Source organism: Mesoterricola sp. MK458, from assembly GCF_055384935.1.
Genome location: NZ_AP045075.1, coordinates 4263107 through 4281320 on the forward strand (window position 1 = coordinate 4263107; position 18214 = coordinate 4281320).

The window sequence follows — 18214 nt, forward strand, 5'->3', positions numbered from 1 at the left end:
CCTCGGCGACCCTCGGCGTCTTCGGCGCCTCGGCGATAGGTCCTTCAATGGAGCTTGCCGGATCCATCGGGTAACAGGTCGGAAGTAGCAGACTTCAGACATCTTGGGTTTGCATACCGCTACCGGGACGAGGCGCACTTCTTTCTCAAGATCCGCTCGGCCTTTCCATCGCTTGACCCCAGCAACCGCAGGATCCCGGCTCAGTTCCCCGGCCGCGCAGGTTCACATTCGCCCAGTGCTCGCGTGCCGCCCCCGGCAAGTTCCTCCTCGAGCCTGACCCTGAAGCCCCACAGCGTGGCCACGTGGCCAAGGACCTTGGGCCAGTCGGGGGCGAGGTTCCGCCGGTTGCGGCTGAAGTAGCGCAGGGTGAGGCTGCGGTCGCCCCGCAGGTCCACGTTCCACACCTGGATGTCGGGCTCGCGGCTGCCGAGGTTGTACTGTTCGGCCAGGGCCTGGCGCAGCTGGCGGAATCCGGAGTCGTCGTGGATGGGCCCGATGGCGAGCCGGCTTTCGGCGTCGTCGTCCCTCACGGTGAAAAGGCGGAAGTCCCGCATGACCCGGGGGGAGAGGAACTGGGCGATGAAGCTCTCGTCCTTGAAGTTCTCCATGGCGAAATGGAAGGTATCCAGCCAGTTCCGGCCAGCGACCCCCGGGAACCAGGCCCGGTCCTCGTCCGTGGGCGCCTCGCACATGCGGCGGATGTCCTTCCACAGGGTGAAGCCCAGGGCGTAGGGGTTGAGGCCCGAGTACCAGTCGCTGTTGTAGGGCGGCTGGTGGAGGACGTTGGCGTGGGACTGGAGGCACTCCAGCATGAAGCCCTCGCCCACCTGGCCCTGGTCGTAGAGGGTGTTGAGCAGCGTGTGGTGCCAGTAGGAGGCCCACCCCTCGTTCATCACCTGGGTCTGGCGCTGGGGGTGGAAGTACTGGGCGATCTTGCGCACGATGCGGACGATCTCGCGCTCCCAGGGCTCCAGGAGGGGGGCGTTCTTCTCGATGAAGTAGAGGAGGTTCTCCTCGGGCTCGGCGGGGAACCGCGCCTGGGAGGGCGCGTCCTTCTCCCGCGGAGCCACCAGGGTGCGCCAGAGGTCGTTGAGCTGGGCCTGCTGGTGGTCCAGGCGCTCCTTCTGGCGCTGCTGCTCCTTGGCCAGCGAGAGCCTGGGGGCCCGCCGGAACCGGTCCACCCCCACGTTCATCAGGGCGTGGCACGCATCCAGGAGCCGCTCCACCGCGTCCTGGCCGTGCTTCTCCTCGCACTCCGCCATGAACCTCCGGGCGAAGACCAGGTAGTCGATGATGGAATCGGCCTTCGTCCACTGCCGGAACAGGTGGTTGCCCTTGAAGAACGAGTTGTGGCCGTAGGCGGCGTGGGCGATGACCAGGGCCTGCATGGGCAGGCTGTTCTCCTCCATGAGGTAGGCGATGCAGGGGTCGGAGTTGATGACGATCTCGTAGGCCAGGCCCATCTGGCCGCGCCTGTAGCGGCTCGAGGTGGCCAGGAGGTGCTTCCCGAACGACCAGTGGTGGTAGTAGACGGGCATCCCGATGGAGGCGTAGGCGTCCATCATCTGCTCGGTGGTGATGATCTCCAGCTGGTGGGGGTAGCAGGTGAGGCCGTAGCCGGCCGCGGCGCGGCCGATGGCGGTGTCGTACGCATCCAGCGCCTCGAAGGTCCAGTCCGATCCGGATGGAAGCTGGGTCATGGCACCCTCCTTCTGAAGAGCTCGTGGAAGACTGGGTAGATCTCCTTGGCCGAGGCCGCCCGGCGCATGGCGAAGGTGTCGGGGTGGGCCTTCTGCACCTGGGCGTATTCCTCCCAGAGGTTCTGGGGCCGGCCCTCGGAGATCTCGAGGTAGGCGAAGTGCTGCACCACCGGGATGATCCGGCTGCCCATGAGGTCCAGGCAGAGGGTCGAGTCCTCCTGCCAGTTGTCGCCGTCCGAGGCCTGGGCGCCGTAGATGTTCCAGAGGCCGCTGCCGTAGCGCTCCTGGATGACCTGGTGCATCAGGCGCAGGGCCGTGGAGACCACGGTCCCGCCGGATTCCCGGGAGTGGAAGAACACGTCCTCGTCCACCTCCTCGGCCACGGTGTGGTGGCGGATGAAGACCACCTCGATGCGCTCGTAGTTGCGCTTGAGGAAGAGGTACAGCAGCGTGAAGAACCGCTTGGCCATGTTCTTCTTGGGCTCGTCCATGGACCCGGAGACGTCCATGAGGCAGAACATCACCGCCTGGGTGGAGGGCTGGGTGACCAGGGTGCGGTTGTTGTAGCGCAGGTCGAAGGTGTCGATGAAGGGGACCCCGGCCATGCGCCGGCGGAGCCCGGCCAGTTCCAGGCGCAGGGCCTCCTCATCCACGGCCTCGAGCTGCTCCTCCAGTTCCCGGATGCGGGAGCGCGCCGGTCCCGCCGCGGCGATGCGCCTGCCGGCGGCGCCGCGCATGGTGCGGATGAAGTTGATGTTGGCGGGGACGCCGGTCTGGGTGTATCCGGCGCGCACCCACTTCCGGGTTTCCACGGAGGCCAGGTGGCGCTTGACGAGGTTGGGGAGGGCCAGCTCCTCGAAGAAGATGTCCAGGAACTCGTCCCGGGTGAGGGTGAAGGTGAAGGCGTCCTCCCCCTCGCCGTCGGGGCTGGCCCGGGAGCCCCTGCCGCCGCCCTCCGCGGGGGGGCGGTCCACCCGGTCCCCGGTGCTGAAGGTGTCGTTGCCGGGGTGGACCCGTTCCTTGAGGCCGCCCCCACCCAGCCCGAACTGGGGCTCGGTGAGGTCCTTGGCCGGGATGCCCACGGTGCGGCCCCCGTCCAGGTCCCGGATGCCGCCCTGGTCGATGATGTCGTTGACCGCCTTGTGGATCTCCTGGCGGAACCTCCGGAGGAAGCGGCCGCGGTTGACCGAACTCTTGTTCCGGCTGTCGGAGCGCCGGTCGACGATGCGGTTCATGACGCCTTCCGCACTCTCAGGTACCAGTCGCACAGCAGGCGCACCTGCCTTTCCGTGTAGCCCTTGCTGGTCATGCGGTCCACGAAGGCCTGGTGCTTGCGCTGCTCGTCGGTGCTGCCCTTGGCGTTGAAGGAGATCACCGGGAGCAGCTCCTCGCTGCTGGAGAACATCTTCTTCTCGATGACCACGCGCAGCTTCTCGTACGAGGTCCAGGCCGGGTTCCGGCCCTCGTTGCGGGCCCGGGCGCGCAGCACGAAGTTCACCACTTCGTTGCGGAAGTCCTTGGGGTTGGCGATGCCCGCGGGCTTCTCGATCTTCTCGAGCTCCTCGTTCAGGGAGGACCGGTCCAGCATCTCGCCGGTGTTGGGGTCCCGGAACTCCTGGTCCTGGATCCAGAAGTCGGCGTAGGTGATGTAGCGGTCGAAGATGTTCTGGCCGTATTCCGAGTAGCTCTCCAGGTAGGCGGTCTGGATCTCCTTGCCGATGAAGTCCGCGTAGCGGGGGGAAAGGAACTCCTTGATGTAGCGCAGGTACTGGTCCTCCACCGCCGCGGGGAACTGCTCCTGCTCGATCTGTTGCTCCAGCACGTACATGAGGTGGACCGGGTTGGCCGCCACCTCCCGGTGGTCGAAGTTGAAGACCTTGGAGAGGATCTTGAAGGCGAAGCGCGTGCTGAGCCCGGTCATGCCCTCGTCCACGCCGGCCAGGTCCCGGTACTCCTGGTGGCTCTTGGCCTTGGGATCGGTGTCCTTGAGGTTCTCCCCGTCGTAGACGCGCATCTTGGAATAGACGTTGGAGTGCTCGGGGTCCTTGATGCGGCTGAGCACGGAGAACTGGCCCAGCATGCGCAGCGTGTCAGGGGCGCAGGGGGCCTGGGCCAGGGAGGAGTTGTCCAGGAGCTTGCGGTAGATCTGCACCTCGTCGGTGACGCGCAGGCAGTAGGGCACCTTCACGATGTAGATGCGGTCCAGGAAGGCCTCGTTGTTGCGGTTGTTCCGGAACGTCTGCCACTCGGCCTCGTTGGAGTGGGCGAGGATGAGCCCGTCGAAGGGGATGGCCCCGAAGCCCTCCGTGCCCTTGTAGTTGCCCTCCTGGGTGGCGGTGAGCAGGGGATGCAGCACCTTGATGGGCGCCTTGAACATCTCCACGAATTCGAGCATGCCGCGGTTGGCCAGGCACAGGCCGCCGGAGTAGGAATAGGCGTCCGGGTCGTTCTGGCTGCAGGTTTCCAGCTTGCGGATGTCGATCTTGCCCACCAGGGCGGAGATGTCCTGGTTGTTCTCGTCCCCGGGCTCGGTCTTGGCCACCGCCACCTGGCCGAGCTGGCTGGGGTGGCGCTTGACCACCCGGAAGCGGGTGATGTCGCCGCCGTACTCGTGCAGGCGCTTGACGGCCCAGGGGCTCATGATCGTGGTGAGGCAGCGTCTCGGGATGCCGAAGTCCTCCTCCAGGATCCGCCCGTCCTCGGCGGGGTTGAAAAGGCCCAGGGGCGATTCGTTGACCGGGGAGCCCTTCACGGCGTAGAAGGGGATCTTCTCGATGAGGGACTTCAGCTCCTCGGCGAGGGAGGACTTGCCGCCCCCCACGGGGCCCAGGAGGTAGAGGATCTGCTTGCGCTCCTCCAGGCCCTGGGCCGCGTGGCGGAAGTAGGCGACGATGGACTCGATGGCCTCCTCCATCCCGAAGAAGTCCCGGAAGGCCGGGTAGACGCGGATGACCTTGTTGGCGAAGATCCGGGAGTGGCGCTCCTGGAGCCTCGTGTCGACGATCTCCGGCTCGCCGATGGCCTTGAGCATGCGCTCGGCCACGTTGGCGTAGACGGAGGGATCCCGCCGGCAAAGCTCCAGGTACTCCTGGATGGACATCTCCTCTTCCCTGGCGGATTCGTAGCGGTCCTGGAAGCGGTCGAATAGGGACATGAGGCCTCCTTCGGGGCGCACCTCCGGAACCCTGGCGAAAGGGGGTCGTCCCTGCGGGTCCGGATGAATAAATAATATTCCAGTTTTCAGGATAGCCCGCGACCCCCTGCCGTCAAGCGGAGGCGGAGAGAATTATAAATAAATTTTGAATTTTGGAATGATTGGATTATCCGAGCTTCCGGATGTCCACCTTGTTGTCGTAGAAGGTGCTGCCGCCCCCGCGGTCCGTGAGCCGCTGGGACGTGAGGGCGTTCACCGAGCGGGTCCCCGGCGCGAATTCCAGCCACCACACCCCCTCGGCCACCAGGATGCCGGCGGGCACCGCGGGCGAGACCTCCAGGGCGAAGGCCACCTCGCCGAGGGCGTTGAAGGCGGCCACCGCGTCGCCGTCCCGCAGGCCCCGGGCCTCGGCGTCGCCCGGGGCCATGCGGATGCGCATGCCCTTGCGCCGCGCCCGCAGCTCGTCCCGCTCGCAGAAGGAGGAGTTCAGCCCGAAGAGGGAGGGCGCGGTCATGAGGGAGAAGGGCGGCGCCTCGCCCTCCGCGTGGGGGGCCAGGAAGCGGGGCAGGGGGTGGGGTTCGCGGGGGTTGAGCAGTTCCACCTTGCCCGAGGGCGTGCGGAAGCGGGGCCCCGGGGGCGGCGCCACCTCCACGGCCCGGCCTTCGGCCAGGGCCGCCTCGTCGATGCCCTGCCGCCACGGGCTGGGCAGGCCCAGGAGGTGGTCGATGAGGTCGTCGGCGCTCTGGCGGAAGAAGGGCTCCTGGAAGCCCATGGCCTGGGCCAGGAGCCCGAAGACCTCCCAGTTGCTCCGGCTCTCCCCCACCGGCGGCAGGGCGGGGCGGGCCCGCTGGATGCAGTAGCTGCCGTAGGCCTTGTAGAGGTCGCTGTGCTCCAGGGAGGAGGTGGCGGGCAGCACGACGTCGGCGTAGCGGGCGGTGTCGGTGAGGAACCGCTCGTGCACCACCGTGAAGAGGTCCTCCCGGGCCAGGCCCGCCAGCACCGCGTTCTGGTCCGGCGCCACCACCGCGGGGTTGGAGTGGTAGACGTAGAGCGACATCACCCGCGGGCCGGAAAGCTCGCCCAGGGCGTGGCCGAGGCGGTTCATGTTCACGGTGCGCACGGGCCCCGGCAGCAGGTCCTCCCGCGTCACCTCGCCCAGGGCGAAGGCGCCGCCGGTGGACGTGTGCCCGAAGCAGCCTCCCCCGGGGCGGTCGTACGCGCCCACCAGGGCCGGAAGGCACGCGATGGTGCGCACCGTCATGGCCCCGTTGCCGTACCGGGAGAGTCCGCCGCCGATGACGATGCAGGGGGCCTTGGCTGCGCCGTAGGCCCGGGCCATGGCCTCCACCTCCGCCGCCGGCAGCCCCGTGAGGGCCTCCACCCGCTCCGGGGGATAGTCCGGCAGGATCTCCCGGGACAGCTCCGGGAAGCCCTGGGTGTGCGCGTCCAGGAAGGCCCGGTCCAGGAGGCCGTCGCGCTCCAGCACGTGCATCAGGCCCAGGGCCAGGGCTCCGTCGCTGCCCGGGCGCACCAGGAACGTCGAATCCGCCTCGGCCGCGGTGGGGGTGCGGTAGGTTTCCACCAGCCACACCTTGCCGCCGCGGCGCCGCGCCTCCCGCACGTCCAGGAGGCCGTGGACGCTGGTGGCCACCGCGTTGATGCCCCAGAGCACCACCAGGTCGCAGGTGCGCAGTTCCGCGGGGTGGGGGCAGGGGGTCTGGCCCAGCACCGCCTCCAGGCCCGCGCCCTTGGCCGGGGTGCAGATGGTGCGGTCCAGGCGGCTCGCCCCCAGGCGGTGGAAGAAGGGGTGGCCGGCGTTGCGCTGCACCAGGCCCATGGTGCCCGCGTAGGAGTAGGGCAGGATCGCCTGGGCGCCGTGGTCGGCGATGATGGACCGCCACCGGGAGGCGATGCGGTCGATGGCTTCGGGCCAGGTTGCGGGCTCGAAGCGGCCGCTCCCCTTGGGGCCGGTGCGTAGCAAAGGAACGGTCAAGCGCCTGGGGCTGTGGACCGTGTCCTGGTACCGGGTCATTTTCGGGCAGAGGCTGCCGCGGCTGTGGGGGTGCTCCGGGTCGCCCTTCACGGAAACCGCCAAGCCGTCCTCAACCTCCACCAGGAGGCCGCAGGCGTCGGGGCAGTCGTAGGGGCAAACGGACCTTCTCACGTGCATGGGGTTCCCCGCAGGATGTGCCCCCGGGCACGGGGGGGATGGATAGTATGGGTGAGGGGGGGCGAACGCGCATTCATTCCCCGGCGAAGCATGAACTGCCCACGTGGCCACGTCCGGAGCCGTGCGCATGACCCATGGGAAGACATCCCTGGCCCTGGTGGCCGCCCTGGCGGCTTCCGCCCTCATGGTGCTGGGGGGCGGCCTGGCGGCAGCCCTCCACGCCTGGCGCTGGGCGCCCTTCCTGGGGGTGGGGCTGCTCCTGAACGGGGCCCTGGCGCTCTTCCTGTGGAAGGCCCTGGGCCTCCTGGCCGCCCGGCATGGCGAACTAACGAACGAACGGGACGCCCTGCGCGACCGGGCCGGTCTCCTGGGCACCGCCCTGGACGGGGGGGAGGACGGCATCCGCATCGTGGACGCCGCCGGCGCCGAAGTGGAGCGCAACCCCGCCTACGGGCGGATCTGGGGCCTGGGGGAAGGCACGGGGTGCGAGGAGGACCTCATCCTGGCCCACCTCAAGGACCCCGACGTCTTCCTGGCCCGGGAGGACGCGCTGCGCGGGGATGCCCGGGCCACGAGCCTCGACGTGCTGGAGCTGTGGGACGGCCGGGTCCTGGAGCGGCGCTCCCGGCCGCTGCGCGCCGGCTCCGGCTCCGCCCTGCGCCTTTGGCAGTACCGGGACATCACCTCCCGGGCCCGGGCCGACATGTTCGTGCACCGCCTCGCGCAGGCCGTGGAGCAGAGCGCCATCTCCATCGTCATCACGGACGTGTCCGGCACCATGGAGTTCGTGAACACCCAGTTCACCGCGCTCACCGGCTACGCGCTGGACGAGGCGCTGGGACAGAACCCGCGGATCCTCAAGTCCGGCCTGATGGACCCGGCCGTGTACCGGGAGCTGTGGAGCACCCTCACCGGCGGGGACGTGTGGGTGGGCGACCTGCACAACCGCAGGAAGGACGGCGGGCTCTTCTGGGAGCGGGCCACCATCTCCCCCCTGCGGGACGCCCAGGGGGTCATCACCCATTTCCTGGGGCTGAAGCAGGACATCACCCGGCAGAAGCAGCTCGAGGAGCAGCTGCGCCATTCCCAGAAGCTGGAGGCGGTGGGCCTCCTGGCCGGGGGCGTGGCCCACGACTTCAACAACGCGCTGCAGGTGATCAACGGCTACGGCACCCTCATCCAGTTCTCCCAGGGCCCCGGTGACCCCAACCGGGCCGCTCTGGCGGAGATCCTCAAGGCCGCGGAAAGGGCCGCCCAGCTCACGCACAGCCTGCTGGCCTTCAGCCGCAAGCAGGTGATGAACCCCAAGGTCCTGGACCTCAACGCCGTGGTGGGCAACGTGGAGAAGCTCCTGCGGCGGATCATCGGCGCCGACGTGCGCCTGGAGGTGTCCCGGCACCCGGAGGCCCTTTCCGTGTACGTGGATCCGGGCCAGGTGGAGCAGGTGCTCCTGGGCCTGGCCACCAACGCCCGCGACGCCATGCCCACGGGCGGGACTCTGGCCCTGTCCACCCGGCCCTGGCGCCTGGACGAATCCTTCCGGGCCCGCCACGGCTTCGGCCGGGAAGGGGACTACGCGCTGCTGGAGGTGCGGGATTCCGGCGAAGGCATGGACGAGGCCACCCTGAAGCGGATCTTCGACCCCTTCTTCACCACCCGGGAACTGGGCCGCGGCACGGGCCTGGGGCTGGCCACGGTGTACGGCATCGTCAAGCAGCACAAGGGCTACATCCTGGTGGAGAGCACCCCGGGGCAGGGTTCGGTCTTCCAGGTGCTGACGCCCCTGGCCGCCGCGCCCGGCGAGGCCGGGGAGGAGGCGGGTCCCGCCGCCACCGACGTCCGGGGCACGGAGACCATCCTGGTGGTGGAGGACGAACCCGCGGTGCGCACCATGGTGGAGCTCGTGCTGCGCAACCACGGCTACGGGGTCCTGCTGGCCGCCGACGGCCAGGAGGCGGTGGAGGTCTTCCGCGCCCACCGGGAAGCCGTGGATTTCATCCTCATGGACATGATCATGCCCCGCAAGAGCGGCCGGCAGGCCTACGAGGAGATCCGCCAGGAGGCCCCCGGCGTGAAGGTCCTGTTCATCAGCGGCTACACCGCCGACTTCATCCAGGGCCGGGGCGAGCTGGACCGGGACATGGAGCTGATCATGAAGCCGGTTCAGCCCCTGGCGATGCTTCGCCGGATCCGGGAGCTCCTGGACCGCCCTCCATCGCCCGCAGCGTCCGAAGCGCCGCCGCATCCCCCCGGCGCGCCAGGATCGCCCGCACCGAGTCCCGCCGGGCCGGCGTGAGCCGCTGGCCCACGTCGGACTTCACCGAGCACCGCGCCGGCACGAATTCGAGGATGGCCACGGCGCCCACGCTGGCCTTGTACATGGGGTCTCCGGCGGTGATGGGGCGGTAGCCCCCCTCGGGCTGGAGCTTGCGCATGAGGGCGTCCAGCACCTCGGCCTTGCGGTCGAGGTCGGTCACCTCCCCCACGGCGCCCTCCAGGAGCACGGAGGTGAAGTACTGGGTCGCGGGGCAGGCCCGCTCGGGGTCGAAGGCGTAGGAAGGGATCTGGGCGTAGGCGTCCACCACGAGGAAGGTGGCCGCGCCGCACCGGCGCAGGGCGTCCATCTTCGTCCCGCCCTGGGCGCCGTGGAAGTAGACGCGGCCATCCAGGTGCACGAAGTTCAGGGGGACCAGCACCGGGGCGCCCGCCTCCGGCGCCAGGCCCAGCACGCCCCACTCGGCGGCGTCCAGCACCTGGGCGGCCGCCGCCGGATCCTTGAGTTCCTTCTCCTGCCGGCGCACGGGCACCTCCCTCGAAGCAAGAATAGTGGAATCAACACGGACCCCGGTCACGGCACTTTTCTTCTGAATGGTTCATATATCGCTTTGGAGCGCAGCGCCACGCCGGCCCTGCCCCTCCAACACCGGAGATCCCCATGATCAGCACCGCAACCCAGAACGCGCTGAACGCCCAGATCAACGCCGAGCAGTACACCTCGCAGCTCTACCTGGCCATGAGCGCCCACCTTTCGGAGAAGAGCTTCAAGGGCTTCGCCCACTGGCTCCGGGTGCAGTCCGCCGAGGAGGCCAGCCACGCCTTGAAGCTGGTGGATTTCGTCCTGGACCGCTACGGCCGGCTGGAGCTCCGGACCATCAACCCGCCGCCCACGGGCTTCAACGGGCCCACCTCGATCTTCGAGATGGTGCTGGACCATGAGAAGGGCAACACCGCCAGCATCAGCCAGTGCTACGAACTGGCCAAGTCCGAGAGCGACCACGCCACCGAGATCGCCCTGCAGTGGTTCGTCACCGAGCAGGTGAAGGAGGAGCTGGTCGTGAACGAGCTGGTGGACCAGCTCCACGCCATCGGCGAGCAGGGCGGGGCCATCTGGTACCTGGACCACACCCTGGCCAAGCGTTAGGTCATCGGGGGCCCGGGTGCGAACCCGGGCCCCGGATCTGGTACAAAGGAACCACGTCCCCCGCGAGGTTCCCATGGCCAGCCCCGAACCGTTCGAAAGGAGCCTGTTCAACACGCCCCCGGCCCGGCCCCTGGCCCTGGATCCTGGCTACCGCCCGCTCTCGCTGGGGGTGCGCGCCTACCGGAAGGCCCTGGCGGCCCACGGCGCCTCGGAGCGGGTGGTGCTGGGCCTGGAGCAGGGTCCGGGCTGGGCGGCCCGGCTCGAGCTGGACGTCTTCCCGGGGGGCGCGGACGCCGACAGCCTGCGCTACGTGACGTGGATGCTCAACGGCCTCCTGTGGGCCTGCGGGGGCCACCGGGCCGCGGTGTCCGGCCCCCCCGCCCTGTGCGGGGCCCTGGCGGAGGCGTACTCCCCACGCGGGCCCTGGGCCTTCGAGCGGCAGATCATGGGGCTGTCCTACGGCCGGCCCTTCACCGTGGAGGCGGTGGACGAGGTCCCCGCCCCCGCCCCCCGGCCCCTGGCCCTGGGCGGCAACCTGGGGGGCTGCCGCATCGGCTTCGACCTGGGGGCCAGCGACTACAAGGTGGCCGCGGTGCGGGACGGCGACGTGGTATTCAGCGCCGAGCTGCCCTGGAACCCCAAGGTCGAGGCGGATCCCGCCTACCACTACGCCCGCATCGACGAGGGCCTCAGGCTGGCCGCGAGCCACCTGCCGCGGGTGGATGCCATCGGCGGCTCCAGCGCGGGCATCATCGTGGACAACCAGGTGAGGGTGGCCTCCCTCTTCCGCGCCGTGCCTCCGGACCGCTTCGACGCCCAGGTGCGGCCCCTGTTCCTGCGCCTGCGCGAGGCCTGGGGCGTGCCCCTGGAGGTGATCAACGACGGCGACGTGACGGCCCTGGCCGGCGGGCTCTCCCTGGGCAAGGCCGGGATCCTGGGCATCGCGCTGGGCTCCAGCGAGGCCGTGGGGTTCCTGGACCGCGCCGGGAGGATCACCGGTTGGCTCAACGAGCTGGCCTTCGCCGCGGTGGACGCCAACCCCCGGGCCGGCACCGACGACTGGTCCGGCGAACCCGGGGTGGGCGCGGCCTACTTCTCCCAGCAGGCCCTGGACCGCCTCGCGGGCCCCGCGGGCCTGGCGTTCCCCGCAGGCATGCCGCTTCCCGAGCGGCTCAAGGACGTGCAGGGCCGCCTGGCCCGGGGCGACGCCGCGGCCCGGGAGTTCTTCCTGACCATCGGCTCGTACCTGGGCCACACCCTGCCGTGGTACGGGGAGTTCTACGACCTGGAGCAGGTCATGATCCTGGGCAGGGTCACCTCCGGCGAAGGGGGGGAGCTCATCCTCGCCCGGGCCCGGGAGGTGCTCGAGGCCGAGTTCCCCGGGTTCGCGTCCCGCGTCCCCGTCTTCCTTCCCGACGAGAAGAGCCGGCGCGTGGGCCAGGCCGTGGCCGCCGCCAGTCTTCCCGTCCTGCCCTGAGGTCGCCATGGAAGTCATCATCGCCCCCGATCGCCAGAAGGCCGCCCTCCTCGTGGCCCGCATCGTCGCCAAGGAGCTGCGGGCCCGGCCCGGGCTCGTGCTGGGCCTCGCCACGGGCCGCACCATGGAGCGCGCCTACGCCTGCCTCGTGGATCTCCACCGGAAGGAGGGCCTGGACTTCTCGGCCTGCTCCACCTTCAACCTCGACGAGTACATCGGCATCCCCGCCGCCCACCCCTGTTCGTACCGCCACTACATGGAGGCGCACCTCTTCGGCCACGTGAACGTCGCCGCGGAACGCACCCACCTTCCCGACGGCATGGCCCCCGACCTGGGGGAGGAATGCCGGCGCTACGAGGCGCTGATCGAGGCCGCCGGCGGCATCGACCTCCAGCTCCTGGGCATCGGCAGCGACGGCCACATCGGCTTCAACGAGCCCCTGTCGGCCCTGCGCAGCCGCACCCGGGAAAAGGCCCTCACGCCTTCCACCCTGGAGCAGAACGCCCCCATGTTCGGCGGCGACCCCGACGCCGTCCCCCGCCGCGCCATCACCATGGGCGTGGGCACCATCCTGGACTCCCGCCGCTGCCTGATGCTGGTGACGGGCGAATCCAAGGCCGCCATCCTCGCCAAGGCCGTGGAAGGCCCCATCACATCCATGGTCACCGCCTCCGCCCTGCAGCTCCACCCCCGGTGCCAGGTGGTGGTGGACGAAGAGGCCGCCGCCTGCCTCCAGGGCATCGCCTACTACCGCTGGATCTTCGCCAACGAGCCCGAGTGGGCCGAGTTCCGGGATCTCTAGAATCAGGCTATACTCGCCCTTGGCTGTTCACAGGTCCCGTAGCTCAGGGGATAGAGCGACCGCCTCCTAAGCGGTAGGTCGGCAGTTCAATTCTGCCCGGGACCACCAGCCTGAAACGTGCAAAGCCTCATGGACATTGGGTTCCGTGAGGTGACGCCTGATTCCAAATACCAAAGGAACACCCGCAAGTGAGCCTCTATTTTACTGCGTTTCGGGGCAAGGTGTCACCAAAACGCCACAAGATTTTTGCTCTGAAAGCCAACGCTGACGAGGGTTTTCACGTTTTGAGCCCGTTGAAACCCCCTTTCGGAGATTGAACACTGCGCCCGCCGACGCGGGCCGCAGCCCGGTAATGCATCTCACCTTGGCTACATCGTGCTTGGACCAACCTAACTTCAATCGTAGACGCGGGTAGAAACCAATGGTGATAAGGGTTTACGCCCATCCTCAGCCTTCGTGGAGCATTGTCCTGGTCCTCATGCTCTCGGGAAGATCTTCGGGTCCCCAATAAATCCTGCGATATCAGCATGGACAACCGTAGAACCTGGTAGAAACCACCGTAGACGTAGGTAGAAGCCACCGTAGGCGAGGGTAGGAGGCACCGTAGACGAAGGTAGATATCCTTGGCATCCTCAGGAGTCAAACCAGCATCACGAGAGCCCAGAACGCATCCATATCCCCAGGGACGTATTCGCCAAGCCTTCGAAGGACACTGAACCAACCTGGATCATGTGAGATCGATTCTCCATCTAGGTTGAAGAAGGAAAGGGCGCTTTCGTCGTAGCCCTTCAGCAGGAAGCCTCGTTCACCATTCAAGAAGGCAATCAGCGAGAGCGCATTGTTGCCGGGAGTGTCAGGCTCCATGCTTCGACAAACCCGTTTCTGGCACCTTCTCGTTCTCTCGATAGGTCGCTGTGGATCGTTACTCGCAATCTTTGAAACCATGGGTTCCTCCTGCCCCGGCTTGAATGCCGAGGTCTTCTTCTACTTACCACCCATGGAATAGATTCAATCTTTGCGACTCACGGAAAGACCCATCGGTCCGCGCAGGTCTCCACGGACTACTGGCTCTTCACTGCTACAAGGCGATGGACAAGCTCATGGTTCTTGAAGAACTCGTCTCACCGTTTCGCAGAGAGCGGTGGCTGTGTATGGCTTTGGTAGGAACGCATTTGGATGTAAGTGCGAACAGTCAAGATTGGACCCGCCGCTGCTGAGGATGATTTTGACCTCGGGATTGATTGCTCGAATCTTTTCAGTTGCCTCAACCCCGTTCATGATCGGCATTGAGATATCCATGATCACCAATGGAATCTGATTAGGCTGAGAACTGAAAATGGTTACGGCTTCCAAGCCATCGGAAGCCTGCACCACCTCTGCACCAAGGTGCATAAGGGTCATCGAAGCGCATTCTCGAATAGGAGATTCATCATCAACAACCATCAACCTCACCTTGTTGGGAAGGGGTTCAATTAGTTGTATGGAATTGAAGGGACTCATCAGGATTCATCCTGTGGACCAGCGGAGCGTTCCAAAATGTAGTGAATCAATCATCGACAGGATCATGCACGAACATGCAATCGCCCAAAATGCCTCAGTCATCGCCAATCAGGGATCAGGAGGTGCGATGCAAAGCGCGGAACATCCCCACCGATTCAAAGTATGATACTTATCTGGTTCGCCCCTAGGAACCCATTTAACTCAAGATATTTGAAGAATCATCGACTAGAGTGCTAGGTTATATCTCATTGAATATTACGCAATTGGGGACGGACCATTCATTTCTCCAATGGGGTTCAATAGCTCCCAAGGCTTGACCCGCTGTTCCACAGAAATTGAACATGGAGCCGAAGCGAAGATGCTCAAACCCGACTTCTTCACTAGATCCCCTCGACTTGCTTTCCTGCGAAAGCTGGTTGAGGAGAATTCCAATCGCAATTTCGAACGGGCTGATCTGGGAAACCTTTTCAAGGCGCTTGACAGGTATTGTGCAGAGCAATTTCCTACAGAGGAGCGAGGCGGATGGCAAGGTCCTTTGATGATGGGTGGCGCGCTTCTTCGGCATACCCCTCCACACATCATCTTCGCGGTATCTGCAATCTATGCCGAACTTACTCGGGACTTTGTGGAACCGACAGGGTTCCTCTCTGGTCCACTCAACAGGCAAGGTGCGACTGCCATTCAATTTGATTCAGAGGGCGATTTCAAGGTGATGGATCGGGATCGGGAAGCCGCGCCAATGACGGACCTGCTCGTATTCATCCCAGCAAATGCCCCACATCCCTGGGTCATGGATTTTTATGGAATCCCAGAGATCAAGAGCGAGGTTACCTTGATCGGATGGCACGCCGCCGCACAATCACGTTTCACCGCAATATGCAGCGGGCTCCTATTTTTGCATGAGCCTTCTAAAAAGGTCTTAGACCCAATGGCTCCAATGACCTTAGAAGACCAACGCAGAAACTTTGTCGACCCAATCCTGGATAGCACACTGGATCGCCACCTGGAGCGCCTTGTCGAACTATTTGGGACTCCACTGGATGTCCTTGAGTCAAATCACGCCAACGCCAAGCGCGTGATTGAAGCATACCTTGCGAAGGGACTTTGAACCCTGGACCACAGCCTGAACGCGAGAAGGTGTGGACCTTCGTAACCTCCAGGCAACCCATCGCTGTTCTCTCGCCACGCTGTGTTTCCTTTGGAATTCAACGGCTTCCATCACCCTTTTGAGGTCGCCAAGACTGGTGCATTCTTTCCGAAACCTCTCTGTGACGTTGCTCTCTGCGAGATTGTCCAGCGGGTGATACAAGGAGCGCAGGTGGTCCAAGCCTGGCGCTATGCCTTCCACGCATCAGGATTAACGAGCATGTCAATTCCCACGCCTAGTGAGTTTCTCTCCCTCTGGAAGCAGATGGATTACGGTATGAATAGCATCGGAAAGTGATGCCGAAACGCTCTGAAGCTTAGGTTCCAGTTCCATGCGGTCGTCCTCTGTGACCCCGAAGACCTTATGTTCCAGCCCTTGGATCACGACAAGGGCTGCTTCCAAGCGTCCGAGCATCAGGGCAAGGGCAATGTTCCTCTCCAGAGAGTCCACGAGAAGCCTCCATTAAATGAACCTGGGGAGACAAACTCCGCATCATCCTAAGGCATCCGCCTTGCCCTGAAAGTCTCAACTAGTGACTCGGGATGATGTTCCCATAGCACACGAAGGCTCGCTGTCAGCTTCCGGATAATCCTGGCGCGGTGCTTACGGTCTCCTGCCCCGGTGCGCTGATCGGGTGAGAACAATTCTGAAACGATCCTTGGGCGAAATCGTCTGTCGGACATAAGGTGCCTCCACACTTCCAGCCGCCCCCAGAAGCAGTGGATCGCCAAATCCGATCCACCGAACTCTTCACCGTTGCTGGCTGAAACCAGGTGAGCGAAGGCTAGCGACTGAATATAGGTCATTTGAATAAATTATCAAGGTCAGACTAGCCTCCTCAAAGACCCACTGGACCTATCCTCATCCCCTTCAGGGAACCCTGTGGCTACTCTCGTGGGCAACCTTCCCAATGTTTTCGTCAAAACAAGCCCCAACGCTTAACACGATTTCTGTAGGCTTCGTAAATCGCACCATGGGCAAGCAAGAGGCGCTTCTCTTCAGCGGGAACGATGTAGAAATTCAAGAAGAGGAAAAAGAGGGGGAAGTGCAAGATGAGCGGGTCGAGTATTCCGAGAAGCAGGCTTAGCCCGAGAAACGGAAGGAAATCAAATAGATAGAACGGATTGCGTGCCACGGAGAAAGGGAATTCAGTTATCAATTCCTTGGCGTGATCTTTGAACATGGGGTTTGCCTGGTGATTAGCGAAAAACTTAATCATCCATATTTTGCTCATCAGGAATGGGGCAACGCATGCAATGAACAGTGCCCAACGAAGAGGTGCTGTGGAGTGGTTGTAGGGCAGCACCGGAAGCACCCAGGCTCCAAATACTCCTTGAGCGATAATTACAATCAACTGGATAAGGAAGACATGGGGTGGCTGAATTGTTACCTCTTGTGTGCCCATCGTGTCTCCAATCGAAGGGGTCTTCCTGAATCCACTTACAACAAACCAATAATGGGAACATCATTCCTTGCGACTACCCTCATCTTGTATGCCTGCTGTGCCCAAATTTATCTTCAACGCTTGAATGCGAGAAGTAGCACGCCCCCTGCGACCAATGCAATACCTGCCCATTCCCTCGCTACCAGGCGTTCTCCAAGGAATGCGAAGGCAAAGACCGCGACCAGGACAAGGCTTAGCTTGTCTACAGGCGCGACCTTGGAGGCGTCTCCGATCTGGAGCGCCCGAAAGTAGCAAAGCCAGGAAGCTCCCGTCGCAAGTCCCGACAAGCCTAGAAAGAGCAGGGTTTTGGGGGGCATTGCAAGGGGGTTGCGCCATTTCCCGGCGAACCAGACGAACGCTCCAAGAACGACGATAATGATCCCGGTTCGAACCAAGGTGGCAAGGTCCGAATCGACGCCCCGGATGCCGATCTTTGCGAAGATCGCAGTGAGCGCTGCAAATACAGCAGAGAGCAATGCCCAAAGAACCCAGTTGGTTGATCCCATTCCTATATCCTTCTCCCGGCAAGTATCGCCCTCACAACCGCTGCAAGGCTTTTTCCCTGCCTCGGGGTTTCGCCAAAAGGTCACGCAGACGCGTTCCATTTTCACAGGAAGGTTGCCAGGGGACGTTGCTCCTCGACCGGTGGGAAGCCATCGCGAACTTCCTTGTCCAGTTTGTCGTAACAGCAGATCAAGGGGTCTTCCGCGAGGACCGCCCAGAACACCATCTCCTCAAGATCCCTCCCGAGATTGCCGAATGCCATGGTCATATCGTCCTTGGCGTTGGACAGGCGCTCCAATTCACCAAAGGCGCGGGCATCTCTGAATTCACTTGGATCGTAATCGATGGACAAGGTTGCCCCTTTCACGCGCTATTGGATACACACAGAGAATCTCGAAACCTAGGTGGAGGGTATGGAAAAGACGCCGTTAGCTTCACATTGCATTGAGACGGAACCCTCAACGTTTCCCGAAGTCCTTTCGTAGAAGCCTAGTGATCGATATAGAGAGAGGGCGGTCGTGTTCCCTTCGTCTACCCTCAACGAAAAAGTGTGGGGTTGAAATAGCACGACAGCACGTGCCATCAACTTGAGGCATAGCGCACGCCCCAACCCCTTCCCTCTGAATTTAGGGGAGACGAAAATCCGCGCCAAGTGGACCCTGCCAGGACCCCGGGGAAGGATCTGTCCAAACCCCACAACCTCTTCACCCTTGCCGATCAATGCGTAGGTAGTTAATCCGTCGCCCATGATCCCCGCCCAAATCCGCTTACGTTCTGGAGGAAAGGAGAGCGAAGGACCACCCCATTCGCGAAGGTGGTCGGCATTCCAAATCCACTGGAGAACCTGGTCCAAATCGGTGGCAGCTGCTGGTCGAAGAAGGTATTCCATGACCAT

Annotated in this window: 15 protein-coding genes, 1 tRNA gene and 1 pseudogene; 6 read left to right on the forward strand and 11 right to left on the reverse strand. The window is 64.4% G+C overall.

Annotation, left to right across the window (positions count from 1 at the left end; genetic code table 11):
- Positions 1–200: 200 nt before the first annotated feature.
- The 4 genes from ACZ5LB_RS18665 to ACZ5LB_RS18680 form a co-directional block, all read right to left on the reverse strand.
- On the reverse strand, positions 201–1700 hold the full coding sequence (locus ACZ5LB_RS18665; protein ID WP_464603710.1) for a SpoVR family protein: 1500 nt from the start codon (positions 1698–1700) through the stop codon (positions 201–203).
- A complete protein-coding gene (locus ACZ5LB_RS18670; RefSeq protein WP_464603711.1) occupies positions 1697–2935 on the reverse strand; it encodes a YeaH/YhbH family protein in 1239 nt (412 codons plus the stop codon). The genes ACZ5LB_RS18665 and ACZ5LB_RS18670 overlap by 4 nt, the downstream gene beginning before the upstream one ends.
- Entirely contained in the window at positions 2932–4854 is a 1923-nt protein-coding gene (locus ACZ5LB_RS18675) for a PrkA family serine protein kinase (RefSeq protein WP_464603712.1), read from the reverse strand. Before ACZ5LB_RS18675 ends, ACZ5LB_RS18670 begins: the two co-directional genes overlap by 4 nt.
- Before the next feature lie 166 nt (positions 4855–5020).
- The gene (locus tag ACZ5LB_RS18680) at positions 5021–7024 is read right to left on the reverse strand and encodes a molybdopterin oxidoreductase family protein (RefSeq protein ID WP_464603713.1); all 2004 of its coding nucleotides are present in this window, start codon (positions 7022–7024) and stop codon (positions 5021–5023) included.
- 703 nt (positions 7025–7727) lie between these two features.
- Between ACZ5LB_RS18680 and ACZ5LB_RS18685 the strand changes: the two are divergent.
- Positions 7728–9155: pseudogene (locus tag ACZ5LB_RS18685) on the forward strand (PAS domain S-box protein); the annotation flags it as partial.
- Between the two features lie 19 nt (positions 9156–9174).
- On the opposite strand, the gene ACZ5LB_RS18690 reads toward ACZ5LB_RS18685, so the two are convergent.
- Entirely contained in the window at positions 9175–9825 is a 651-nt protein-coding gene (locus tag ACZ5LB_RS18690) for a pyridoxamine 5'-phosphate oxidase family protein (RefSeq protein WP_464603714.1), read from the reverse strand.
- Between the two features lie 134 nt (positions 9826–9959).
- Between ACZ5LB_RS18690 and ACZ5LB_RS18695 the strand changes: the two genes are divergently transcribed.
- The 4 genes from ACZ5LB_RS18695 to ACZ5LB_RS18710 all read left to right on the forward strand — a co-directional run bounded on the left by ACZ5LB_RS18695 (position 9960) and on the right by ACZ5LB_RS18710 (position 12832).
- A complete protein-coding gene (locus ACZ5LB_RS18695; RefSeq protein ID WP_464603715.1) occupies positions 9960–10445 on the forward strand; it encodes a ferritin in 486 nt (161 codons plus the stop codon).
- 73 nt (positions 10446–10518) lie between these two features.
- Positions 10519–11922, forward strand: a complete 1404-nt coding sequence (locus tag ACZ5LB_RS18700; RefSeq protein ID WP_464603716.1) for an ROK family protein — start codon at positions 10519–10521, stop codon at positions 11920–11922.
- 7 nt (positions 11923–11929) lie between these two features.
- The gene (gene nagB, locus ACZ5LB_RS18705) at positions 11930–12724 is read left to right on the forward strand and encodes a glucosamine-6-phosphate deaminase (protein ID WP_464603717.1); all 795 of its coding nucleotides are present in this window, start codon (positions 11930–11932) and stop codon (positions 12722–12724) included.
- A 32-nt stretch (positions 12725–12756) separates the two neighbouring features.
- Positions 12757–12832, forward strand: a tRNA-Arg gene (locus tag ACZ5LB_RS18710).
- Positions 12833–13363: 531 nt separating this feature from the next.
- Here ACZ5LB_RS18710 and ACZ5LB_RS18715 read toward each other — a convergent pair.
- Positions 13364–13588, reverse strand: a complete 225-nt coding sequence (locus tag ACZ5LB_RS18715; RefSeq protein WP_464603718.1) for a hypothetical protein — start codon at positions 13586–13588, stop codon at positions 13364–13366.
- Between the two features lie 234 nt (positions 13589–13822).
- Positions 13823–14224, reverse strand: a complete 402-nt coding sequence (locus tag ACZ5LB_RS18720) for a response regulator (RefSeq protein ID WP_464603719.1) — start codon at positions 14222–14224, stop codon at positions 13823–13825.
- A 358-nt stretch (positions 14225–14582) separates the two neighbouring features.
- On the opposite strand from ACZ5LB_RS18720, the gene ACZ5LB_RS18725 reads away from it, so the two are divergent.
- On the forward strand, positions 14583–15332 hold the full coding sequence (locus ACZ5LB_RS18725; protein WP_464603720.1) for a hypothetical protein: 750 nt from the start codon (positions 14583–14585) through the stop codon (positions 15330–15332).
- A gap of 958 nt (positions 15333–16290) precedes the next feature.
- Here ACZ5LB_RS18725 and ACZ5LB_RS18730 read toward each other — a convergent pair.
- The 4 genes from ACZ5LB_RS18730 to ACZ5LB_RS18745 all read right to left on the reverse strand — a co-directional run bounded on the left by ACZ5LB_RS18730 (position 16291) and on the right by ACZ5LB_RS18745 (position 18214).
- Complete coding sequence (locus tag ACZ5LB_RS18730) at positions 16291–16776, reverse strand: methyltransferase (protein WP_464603721.1); 486 nt, start codon at positions 16774–16776, stop codon at positions 16291–16293.
- A gap of 113 nt (positions 16777–16889) precedes the next feature.
- A complete protein-coding gene (locus ACZ5LB_RS18735; protein WP_464603722.1) occupies positions 16890–17321 on the reverse strand; it encodes an EamA family transporter in 432 nt (143 codons plus the stop codon).
- A 101-nt stretch (positions 17322–17422) separates the two neighbouring features.
- On the reverse strand, positions 17423–17671 hold the full coding sequence (locus ACZ5LB_RS18740) for a hypothetical protein (RefSeq protein WP_464603723.1): 249 nt from the start codon (positions 17669–17671) through the stop codon (positions 17423–17425).
- Between the two features lie 48 nt (positions 17672–17719).
- The gene (locus ACZ5LB_RS18745) at positions 17720–18214 is read right to left on the reverse strand and encodes an N-acetyltransferase family protein (RefSeq protein ID WP_464603724.1); all 495 of its coding nucleotides are present in this window, start codon (positions 18212–18214) and stop codon (positions 17720–17722) included.